The 9,844-nt window shown below is 73.5% G+C and carries 10 protein-coding genes; 6 read left to right on the top strand and 4 right to left on the bottom strand.

Features of this window, described 5'->3' with window-relative positions:
- Window positions 1-261: 261 nt before the first annotated feature.
- Window positions 262-1,923, bottom strand: coding sequence for a cellulose binding domain-containing protein (locus Q5530_RS13505; protein ID WP_415362532.1), 1,662 nt, complete (start codon window positions 1,921-1,923; stop codon window positions 262-264).
- Window positions 1,924-2,227: 304 nt separating this feature from the next.
- Between Q5530_RS13505 and Q5530_RS13500 the strand changes: the two genes are divergently transcribed.
- The gene (locus Q5530_RS13500; RefSeq protein WP_415362531.1) at window positions 2,228-2,602 is read left to right on the top strand and encodes a hypothetical protein; all 375 of its coding nucleotides are present in this window, start codon (window positions 2,228-2,230) and stop codon (window positions 2,600-2,602) included.
- A 194-nt stretch (window positions 2,603-2,796) separates the two neighbouring features.
- Complete coding sequence (locus tag Q5530_RS13495) at window positions 2,797-3,000, top strand: hypothetical protein (protein WP_415362530.1); 204 nt, start codon at window positions 2,797-2,799, stop codon at window positions 2,998-3,000.
- Between the two features lie 81 nt (window positions 3,001-3,081).
- On the opposite strand, the gene Q5530_RS13490 is transcribed toward Q5530_RS13495, so the two are convergent.
- A complete protein-coding gene (locus Q5530_RS13490) occupies window positions 3,082-3,750 on the bottom strand; it encodes a winged helix-turn-helix domain-containing protein (RefSeq protein ID WP_415362529.1) in 669 nt (222 codons plus the stop codon).
- A gap of 314 nt (window positions 3,751-4,064) precedes the next feature.
- Between Q5530_RS13490 and Q5530_RS13485 the strand changes: the two genes are divergently transcribed.
- The 4 genes from Q5530_RS13485 to Q5530_RS13470 all read left to right on the top strand — a co-directional run bounded on the left by Q5530_RS13485 (window position 4,065) and on the right by Q5530_RS13470 (window position 8,428).
- Window positions 4,065-5,123, top strand: coding sequence for a glucose 1-dehydrogenase (locus tag Q5530_RS13485; RefSeq protein ID WP_415362528.1), 1,059 nt, complete (start codon window positions 4,065-4,067; stop codon window positions 5,121-5,123).
- A 2-nt stretch (window positions 5,124-5,125) separates the two neighbouring features.
- Window positions 5,126-6,949, top strand: a complete 1,824-nt coding sequence (locus Q5530_RS13480) for a glycoside hydrolase family 15 protein (protein ID WP_415362527.1) — start codon at window positions 5,126-5,128, stop codon at window positions 6,947-6,949.
- 71 nt (window positions 6,950-7,020) lie between these two features.
- The gene (locus tag Q5530_RS13475; protein WP_415362526.1) at window positions 7,021-7,701 is read left to right on the top strand and encodes a DsbA family oxidoreductase; all 681 of its coding nucleotides are present in this window, start codon (window positions 7,021-7,023) and stop codon (window positions 7,699-7,701) included.
- A 109-nt stretch (window positions 7,702-7,810) separates the two neighbouring features.
- Complete coding sequence (locus Q5530_RS13470; RefSeq protein WP_415362525.1) at window positions 7,811-8,428, top strand: flavodoxin family protein; 618 nt, start codon at window positions 7,811-7,813, stop codon at window positions 8,426-8,428.
- A 97-nt stretch (window positions 8,429-8,525) separates the two neighbouring features.
- On the opposite strand, the gene Q5530_RS13465 is transcribed toward Q5530_RS13470, so the two are convergent.
- A complete protein-coding gene (locus Q5530_RS13465; protein WP_380642518.1) occupies window positions 8,526-8,735 on the bottom strand; it encodes a DUF5988 family protein in 210 nt (69 codons plus the stop codon).
- A 175-nt stretch (window positions 8,736-8,910) separates the two neighbouring features.
- Entirely contained in the window at window positions 8,911-9,753 is an 843-nt protein-coding gene (locus Q5530_RS13460) for a MerR family transcriptional regulator (RefSeq protein ID WP_415362524.1), read from the bottom strand.
- Between the last annotated feature and the right edge of the window lie 91 nt (window positions 9,754-9,844).

Raw genomic sequence — 9,844 nt, 5'->3', positions numbered from 1 at the left:
CCACCACTGGCCCGGAACCCACCACTGGCCCGGAACCCACCACTGGCCCGGAACCCACCACTGGCCCGGAACCCACCACTGGCCCGGAACCCACCGCCGGCCCGGAACCCACCGCCGGCCGCCGCCGCGCCTGGCGATGCGTTGGGCGGTGTGGGCGGTCTGGGCGAGGCGCTCGGCAGTGCGGACGAGCCAGCCCCGAGCGCCCCTCGGGCCCGGTGGGGAGGCGATCAGCCTCCCCACCGGGCCCGGGGGAAACGGGAACTACGAGGCGGAGCAGGTGGGCGTCATCCCCGCGCCGCTGCCGGTCGCCTGGAACCCGAACTCGGTCGACTGACCAGCACCGAGGTTGCCGTTGAAGCTGACGTTGGAGAACCGGACCGTGCCGGTGGTGCCGCTGCGGGTGGAGTTCCACGAGTTCGTGACGCTCGCACCGGACGGCAGGGGCATCGACACCGTCCAACCGGTCAGCGGCGACGTCCCCGCCGTGACCCGCACCGTGGCCACGAAACCACCCGTCCACTGGTTCAACGACACCGACGCCGCGCAGGCACCCACGGGCGGGTTGCCCGTCGTGGTCGTCGTCGTGGTGGTCGTGGTCGTGTCGGTGGTGGTCGTCGTGCCGGTGGTTGTGGTGGTGGTCGTGGTGGTGCCGCCCGGACCGTCGGTCAGCGTCGGGGTGGTCCAGTCGCGCCACTGGGAGAGGTTGCCGGTGGCTTTGCTGTGCATGGTGATGCCGCCGGTGAAGCTGCCGGTGTTGCGCAGGAACTTGCCGATGGCCTGCTGCAACGGCGTGCGCCACTCCGACCGGTTGGCGCAGTGCGTGCCGTCGGAAACGTTGGAGTGGTACAGGATGTTGTTCTGCGCGCCCAGTGCCTTGTAGACCTCGGCGCCACCCAGCGCCGCGACGCTGGCCGACCTGGGGCCCAGGTTGGCGATGTGCGGGTTGTCCATGATGAACAGGCCGCGCGGCGCGACCATGGCGACCAACGAGTGGGTGTCGATGGGCAGGCCGTTGGGGTTGCCGGTGTAGGAGCCGAAGGCGTCGCCGAACCACGGCTGCTCGCCGTAGGCGCTGGACAGCGTCTGGCCGCCTTCGGCGTTGACGCCGCGGTAGATGGGCAGGCCGGCGGTGCCCGACTCGATGGGCATGGTCAGGGCGATGCGCTGGTCGAACACGCCCACCGAGAACGCGGCCTTGCCGTAGCGGGAGCAGCCGGTCACCCCGAAGGCGTCGGGCCGCAGGATGCTGCCGCCGGCCTGCTCGACGACGTCGATGATGCGGCTGGCGCCCCACGCCCAGGCGGCCAGCAGGCCGGTGGAGCTGGTGTTGCCGTAGATGCTGTAGAACGCGCCCTGCTTGTTGTTGCGCGGCGTGCCCTCACGACCCACCGCGATGGGGTCGTAGCTGATGACCGCGGCGCCGGCGGCGCGGATGGTGGCGGTGTCGGCGCCGAAACCACCCACCACCAGCACCGCCGGGAACGGGCCGGTGCCGCTGGGCAGCTGCACGGTGGCGGAGAAGCCGGCCGTGCGGCCGTTGTGCGAGACGTTGACCGTGATCCGGCTGCTCGTCACGGTGCCGCTCACCGAGGTGGGCTTGGCGGGCTTGTCGCCGTAGACGTAGCGCTCGGCCATCTCCCGGATCTCGGCCCGGCGGCACCGCCAGTCCGACTTCGACGAGATGCGGGTGCCGTTGACGCGGGTGAACGGGTCGGGCAACCGCGAGTTCGACGGGGTCGACCCGGGCAGGGTCACCGGGCAGTCCGCGCCGTCGTCCTCCACCGCCGCGATGGACACGTCACCGGCGGCCCGCGCGGTCGTGGTCTCGGTCACCGCCGCCAGCGCCCCGACGGCGGTCAGGGCCGTCATCGCCAGCATGAGGACCGTCGAACGGATCTTAGAGCGGCCCGATCTGGTGTTCATCAGGGCTCTCCTTCCGGGCAGGGTGGTGGAGGCGACGACGGGGATCGATGATCACGAAGACCGAAGACCTAAAGTTTCGGTCACTCGATCGAAACATGTCAATGCCGCCGGGTGCCCGGTGTTCCGCTGCGGTCTCACTTGGCCATCACCGTGCGTGATGGCCAAGTGAGACCGTCCCGCGCCGACGAACGCAAGACAATCGTCAGGTGCGCCCGGACCGGTCGGTGGGATGCTCGCGCGTGTGCCCCGAACCCCCGCCGCACCCCACGTCCCCACGCCGTCGCGGCGCGGCGGAGCGGCGCCGATGAGCGCCCGCGACGACACCGCCACCCTGGTCCTCGACGACCGGGACTCCCCGCCCCGGGCCGAGGTCGAGCGGTGGCTGCGGGAGCAGGTGCGCGGCCGGTCCGCCGAGGACGCCCTGCTGGTGGGGACCGTCGTCGGCGAGCTGCTGGACAACGCCCGGCGGTACGGGTCGCCGCCCTACGTGCTCCAGCTGGCGCCGCTGCGGCGCCCGGACCCGCTCGTGGTGCGGGTCCGCAACGGCGCGGAGCGCCACGTCGGGCCGTGGCGCTCCGGCGCCGGGCTGCTCGTCGTCGACGCCCTGGCCGCCCAGTGGGGCGTCGTGTCGTTCGTGGAGAGCACCACCGTGTGGGCCAAGCTGCTGTTCGAGGACTGACCGCGCCGGTTCCACAGTGGACCCGACCCGCGACCCGGGCGATCGCAAGGTGATCGCAAGGTGGATCCGCTGCGTCGTGGGCCACAGTGGAGCGGGCTCCCGAGACCATCACGGGTGCACGACCGGGTGTCGGCCGCAAGGGCGCGGCCGACACCCGCCTCCCGTCCCCCATCGAGGAAGTCGACCGTTTCACCGTGACCGCCATCCCCACCGGGCGCGACCCCGTCGTGCTGCTCCTGATCTGCGACAGCTGCGGTCGCGACTTCGACCCCGGCGACCGGCGCCAGGAGTGGATCGTGCTGTGGCAGCGCGCGGTCGCCGCCGGGTGGGACGGTCGGGACCGCGCCATCGGCCCCCACCGCTGCGACCGCTGCGCCGAGCAGGACCGCGCCCGGTAGGCACCCGCCCGAGCGACCGCGCCCGGCAGGAACCCGCCCCGCAGACCACACCCGGCAGGACCGCCGGCCAGGACCCCGGCGTCACGGTCCCGTTCGGTACCCCGAACCGCGAACGGTCAGGATCAGCTCCGGCTCGTCCGGGTCCGGTTCGACCTTGCGGCGCAGGCGGCGGATGTGCACGTCGAGCAGCCGGGTGTCGCCGAAGTAGTCGTAGCCCCACACGCGCTGGAGCAGCTGCTCCCGGCTGACCACCCGGCCCTCGGCCGAGGCCAGCTCCACCAGCAGCCGGAACTCGGTGCGGGTCAGGTGCACCTCCGCGCCCGCCCGCAGCACCGCGCCCGTCTGCGGCTGGATCTCCAGCTCCCCGAGCCGGACGACCTCCTGGCGGCCGGTGCGGCGCAGCAGGGCGCGGATGCGGGCCGCCAGCACGCTGGCCACCAGCGGTTTGGTCACGTAGTCGTCGGCGCCGGCTTCGAGGCCGGCGATCACGTCGGCGGCGTCGGTGCGGGCGGTCACGATGATGATCGGCAGGTCGCCCCGGGCCCGCAGCGTGCGGCAGACCTCCAGGCCGTCCACGCCGGGCAGCATCAGGTCCAGCAGCACCACGTCCGGCTCGGCCCCGGCCAGCAGCTCCAGCGCCTGCTCACCGGACACCGCGTCGGTCACGGCGAAACCCTCGTCGGCCATCGCCAGGCCCAGCGCCTGCCTGATGTGCTCGTCGTCCTCGACGAGCAGGACCGAGATGTCCATGCCACCGCTCCTCCGGTCCGGGTCCTCCAGCTTCACCCACCCCGGCGCCTCCCGCCGGGGCCGGGCGCCGATCGCAAGGTGTTCGTCAGGTTCTCCCCGGACGGGCGCCCGGAAACCGGGAAGTCCGCCCGACTCTCCTCAGTGGACCGCAACCCGCGCCGAACCGCCGGCCCGCACCGAACCGACAGCCCTGGCCAACCCGCGCGCCGACCCGACAGCCCCGACCGACCTGACAGCCCCGACCGACCCGCGCCGCCCGGTCCACCCCGGCCTGTCGAGGGTGTGCCGGCCGCCCCTTCGGGTAGTACTGGTCCATGCGCGCGCTGACCCTGGAACCCGGCACCGCCGGATCGCTCCGGCTCACCGACCTCCCCGACCCGACACCGGAGCCGGGTGAGCTGCTGGTCGAGGGCCTGGCCGTGGGTGTCTGCGGCACCGACAAGGAGATCGTCCAGGCCGAGTACGGGTGGGCCCCACCGGGCCGCGACCGGCTGGTCCTCGGCCACGAATCCCTCGGCCGGGTGAGCACCGCGCCGGAGGGCAGCGGCTTCACCCCGGGCGACCTGGTGGTCGGCGTGGTCCGGCGACCGGACCCCGAACCGTGCGGGGCGTGCGCGCGCGACGAGTTCGACAACTGCCGCAACGGCCGCTACACCGAACGCGGCATCAAGGAGCTCGACGGGTACGGCGCCGAGCTGTGGTGCGTCGAACCCGCCTACGCCGTGGCCGTGGACCCCGCCCTCGGCCACCTCGGGGTGCTGGTGGAACCCACCTCGGTCGTGGCCAAGGCGTGGGAGCAGGTGCGCCGGGTGGGGGAGCGCGCCTGGTTCGAACCGCGCCGCGCCCTGGTCACCGGGGCGGGCCCGATCGGGCTGCTGGCCGCGATGATCGGCGTCCAGCAGGGCCTGGAGGTGCACGTGCTCGACCGGGTCGGGACCGGCCCCAAACCACGCCTGGTCGACCGGCTGGGCGCGACCTACCACTCCGGGGACGTGGAGGAGGTCGCCTCCGGCCTCCAACCCGACGTCGTCATCGAGGCCACCGGGGTGGGCGACCTGGTGTTCGCCGCGATGGGCAACACCGCCCCCTACGGCGTGGTCTGCCTGACCGGCGTCTCGCAGGGCGGCCGCCGGACCCGCGTCGACGCCGCCAAGGTCAACCGCGACATGGTGCTGGAGAACGACGTGGTGGTCGGCTCGGTCAACGCCAACCTGCGCCACTACCGGCAGGCGGCCGAGGCGCTGGCCGCGGCCGACCGCGACTGGCTCGACGGCCTGATCACCCGGCGGGTGCCGCTCGACTCCTTCGCCGACGCCTTCGAGGCCGGACCCGAGGACGTGAAGGTGGTCATCACCCTGGACGGGGGACGCTGACGATGCCCTCCCCGATCGAGGACTACGCGCTGCTGGGCGACCTCCAGACCGCCGCCCTGGTCGCCCGGGACGGCAGCCTGGACTGGCTGTGCCTGCCCGCGTTCGACTCGCCCGCCTGCTTCGCCGCCCTGCTGCACGACGAGGACGCCGGCCGCTGGCTGATCGCCCCCGCGACCGGCGGCCCGGCCACCCGGCGCCGCTACCGCGGCGACTCCCTGGTGCTGGAGTCGGAGTGGGACACCCCGCACGGCACCGTGCGCGTGATCGACTGCATGCCGCCGCGCGGCGAGGCCGCCGACGTGGTGCGCGTGGTGGAGGGCGTGTCCGGCAGCGTGCCGATGCGCATGGACCTGAGGCTGCGGTTCGACTACGGCAGCGCCGTGCCCTGGGTGCGCCACCACGACGGGGCGCTGGCCGCGGTCGCCGGACCCGACGCGGTGTGGCTGGAGACCACCGTGCCGCTGCGCGGCCACGACCTGACCACCACCGCCGAGTTCGAGGTCCGCGCCGGGCAGCGGGTCCCGTTCGTGCTCACCCACACCGCCTCCCACCTGCCCCGCCCGCACGCCGTCGACGCCGACCAGGCCATCGGCGACACCGAGGACTTCTGGGCCGGCTGGATCAGCCGCTGCACCTACCGGGGGCCCTGGGCCGACGCCGTGCGCCGCGCCCTGGTCACCCTCAAGGCCCTGACCTACGCCCCCACCGGCGGCATCGTCGCCGCCGCCACCACCTCGCTGCCCGAGCAGTGGGGCGGCCCGCGCAACTGGGACTACCGCTACTGCTGGCTGCGCGACGCCACCTTCACCCTCCAGGCGCTGCTGGGCACCGGGTTCGTCGCCGAGGCCCGCGCCTGGCGCGAGTGGCTGGTGCGCGCCGTCGCGGGCGACCCGGCGAAGCTCCAGATCATGTACGGGCTCGACGGCCGCAGGCGGCTGCCCGAGCAGACCCTGCCCTGGCTGTCCGGCTACGAGGGCGCCTCACCGGTCCGGGTCGGCAACGCCGCCGCCGACCAGTTCCAGCTCGACGTGTGGGGCGAGGTGCTCGACGGCCTGCACCTGGCCCGCGAAGCCGGCCTGGCGGGCTCCGACACCGCGTGGGACCTCCAGCGGGCGCTGCTGGACCACCTGGAGGGCCGCTGGCAGGACCCGGACAACGGCCTGTGGGAGGTCCGCGGCCCGCGCCGGCACTTCGTGCACTCCAAGGTGATGGCGTGGGCCGGGCTCGACCGCGCCGTGCACACGGTCGGCCACCACGGGCTGGCCGGCCCGGTGGACCGGTGGCGCGAGGTGCGCGACCGCATCCACGCCGAGGTCTGCGAGCAGGGCTACGACGCCGAACGCGGCACGTTCACCCAGTTCTACGGCTCGCAGGGCCTGGACGCGGCCCTGCTGCTCATCCCCAGGGTCGGGTTCCTGCCCTGGGACGACCCGCGCGTGCGCGGCACCGTCGACGCGGTGCGCCGCGAGCTGTGCGTGGACGGCTTCGTGCTGCGCTACCGCACCGACGCCGACGGCGGCGTCGACGGCCTGCCCGGCGCCGAGGGCGCGTTCCTGGCCTGCACGTTCTGGCTCGCCGACGCCCTGCACGGCACCGGCCGCGAGACCGAGGCCCGCGAGCTGTTCGAACGGCTGCTCGACCTGCGCAACGACGTCGGCCTGCTCAGCGAGGAGTACGACACCGCCACCGGCCGCCACATGGGCAACACGCCCCAGGCGTTCAGCATGGAGGGACTGGTCAACACCGCCCGCCAGCTCGGCGGCACCTCCACCAGGACCTCCGCCGGCCGCGCCGAGCAGCACCTGGGGGACGACGGACCGGCCTGAAGACCGCCGCGCGCCGGTTCGCCTCCCGGCCCCACGGGTACCCGGGCCGGGAGGCGACCAGGAGGTAAGACGTGCCACGACCCGACGTGCGACCGGGGACCATCGTCATCTACACCGACATCGCGTGCCCGTGGTCGGCGGTGGCGATCGTGCGGCTGCTGCGCGCCCGGGACGAGCTGGGGCTGACCGACCGGGTCCACCTGGACCACCGGTGCTTCCCGCTGGAGGAGGTCAACGGGGCCCCGATCCCCAGGGCGCTCATCGACTCCGAGATCCCCGTGGTGGGCGCGCTGGAACCCGCGCTGGAGTGGAAGAACTGGCAGGCCGACCCGTCGACCTGGCCGGTGACCACCGCCCCCGCGAACGAGGCCGTGCAGGCGGCCAAGGAGCAGTCGCCCCGGGCCGCCGAGGAGCTGGACGTGGCGCTGCGGCAGGCGTTGTTCCGCGACAGCCGGTGCGTGTCGCTGCGCCACGAGATCCTCGACATCGCCCGCGGCTGCGCCCACGTGGACGCCGACGCCCTGGCCGAGGCCCTCGACGACGGGCGGGCGCGCGGGCCGATGACGCGCGACTCCCGGACCCACCGGGACGCCGTGCAGGGCAGCCCGCACCTGTTCTTCGCCGACGGCTCCGACGTGCACAACCCCGGCGTCGAGCTGCGCTGGGAGGGCGAACCGGGCGCCGGGTTCCCGGTGGTCGAGCACGACGACCCCGGCGTGTTCGCCGACCTGGTCCGCCGCGCCGCCGGGTGACCCCCGGACCGCCGGATGACCCCGAGCCGTCGGGTGACCCGCGCTGCCGGGTGACCCCGGACCGGAGGCCCCCGGGTTCGGCGGCCCCGACACGGGGTAGGTGCCCCGCATGGCTGAACACACGCTCACCGCGCTGGCCCTGACCTGTTCCCTCAAACCCTCGCCCGCGCCGTCGAGCACCGACAAGATGGCCCGCCAGGTGCTCGACGAGCTGGCCACCCACGGCGTCCGGGGCGACCTCGTCCGCGTGGTGGACCACGACGTGCGCCCCGGGGTCGAGAAGGACATGGGCGGCGGCGACGAGTGGCCCGCGATCCGGGACCGGGTCCTGGCCGCCGACATCCTGCTGCTGGCCACGCCCACCTGGGTGGGCCACCCCTCCAGCGTCGCCCAGCGGGTGATGGAACGGCTGGACGCCGAGCTGTCCGAGACCGACGACGAGGGCCGCCTGCTGACCTGGGGCAAGGTCGCCGTGGTCGCGGTGGTCGGCAACGAGGACGGCGCGCACAAGATCATCGCCGACTGCTTCCAGGCGCTCAACGACGTCGGGTTCACCATCCCGGCCAACGGCGGGACCTACTGGAACAACGAGGCGATGAACCCCAAGGACTACCTGGACCTGGAGCAGACCCCCGACGCGGTGGCCTCGACCAACAAGAAGCTGGCCGCCAACGCCGCGCACCTGGCGCGGCTGCTCAAGCAGGACCAGTACCCGCCCGCCGGGTGACGGCGGGGTGGTCGAGGTGGCGGAAAGTGCGGGGGAGACCGGCGGGGGAACGCGGAGGGGCCGGTCACCCGGGTGACCGGCCCCTCCGCGTTCCCGATCACTCGGCGATGCGCGTTCGACCGGACCAGGTGAACACGGCGAGCGTCTCACCGTCCCGCCGGTCGAATTCACCGCTGTGGCTGAAGTGCTCGTAACCGGCGCCGTAGCTGACCTTGACCTTGTCGTCGAGGTTCGTCACCTCGCACACCCGCTCCACCTCGGGCAGCTCGGTCGGACCGCCGATCAGCGTGGCTCGTTGGAACTTCACGTGCAGACCCCCATGCGCTCGCCGGACGATTTCCCGAAACCGGTCGTCCGGTGTGTTCCACGTCTCATGCTGGGGACGGCGTGGAGGGCTGTCAAGAAATCTCGATATCATTGCCCGTTGGTTCTGTGGTGCCCGTCGAAGATCAGGGGTCGAATTCTTCGGGAAAGGGGTTGCGTCACCCCGCGTCCCCCGTCCCGTCCAGCGCGCAGATCGCCACCGCCGTCTCCACGCCGTGCTCGTGCAGCACGTGCCGCATCCGGGACATGTCGACGTAGGCGGCGTCGAGGGGGTGCGCCACCAGGCGCGAGAGCGCGGTGCCGAACTTGGCCACCGAATCCCGGCCCGGCAGCAGGATCGACAGCTCCTCCCGGGCCGCGAAGGGCTGGACCTCGATGTCGCCCGGCAGGGCCGGCACCGCCGCCCCGGCGGTCACGAAGGGCACCTTCACCAGCCAGTGCGGCCCCTCCGCGGTGAGGCCCCGCCGCTTCTGCTCCGGGGTCTCGGCCGCCCAGGACCGCCACGGCGGCCCCGACACCTCGGCCCCGCACGACTCCACCGCCCCGACCAACTCCCGCACCGCGGCGGTCGTGGCGTCGTCCACCTCGGCCCAGTCGTACCGGTCCCGCGCGGCCACCGGACCGGGCACCGGCTTGGACGCCACGGTCATCGCGGGCACGGAGCGCCGCCGCACCTCCGGCCACGAGCCGAGGAGCTCGCGCGCGTCGCCGAGCGCCTCGTCCTGGGCCTGCCGCAGGCGCCGCACCTCCTCCTCGTGCCGCCGCAGCAGCCCCGGCGCCGCGTCGGGCTCGTCGAGCGCCCGCCGGACCAGTTCCACGCCCATCCCCGCCCCGCGCAGGACCGTGATCACCATCGCCTGCTCGACCTGGTCGAACGAGTACCCGCGGTAACCGGTCCGCCCGTCCACCTCGGCCGGCACCAGCAGCTCCCTGGCGTGGTAGAACCGCAGCGCCTGGGGCGACAGGTGGCACATCTCGCTGAACTCGCCGATCGACAACATGCCCCCATCGTCATCCCTGCGGTTGCCACAAGGTCAAGCGCGGTGGTCACCGCACCGCCCGACAACCCCTCGAAAGTGGCGATCCGGGGCG

Origin of the sequence: Saccharothrix sp. BKS2, assembly GCF_047689505.1 — a bacterium.
In the GTDB taxonomy this organism is placed as follows: Bacteria; Actinomycetota; Actinomycetes; order Mycobacteriales; family Pseudonocardiaceae; genus Actinosynnema; species Actinosynnema lopnurensis.
Note: the sequence above shows the minus strand (reverse complement) of the source record. Positions and strands in the feature narration are given on the sequence as shown.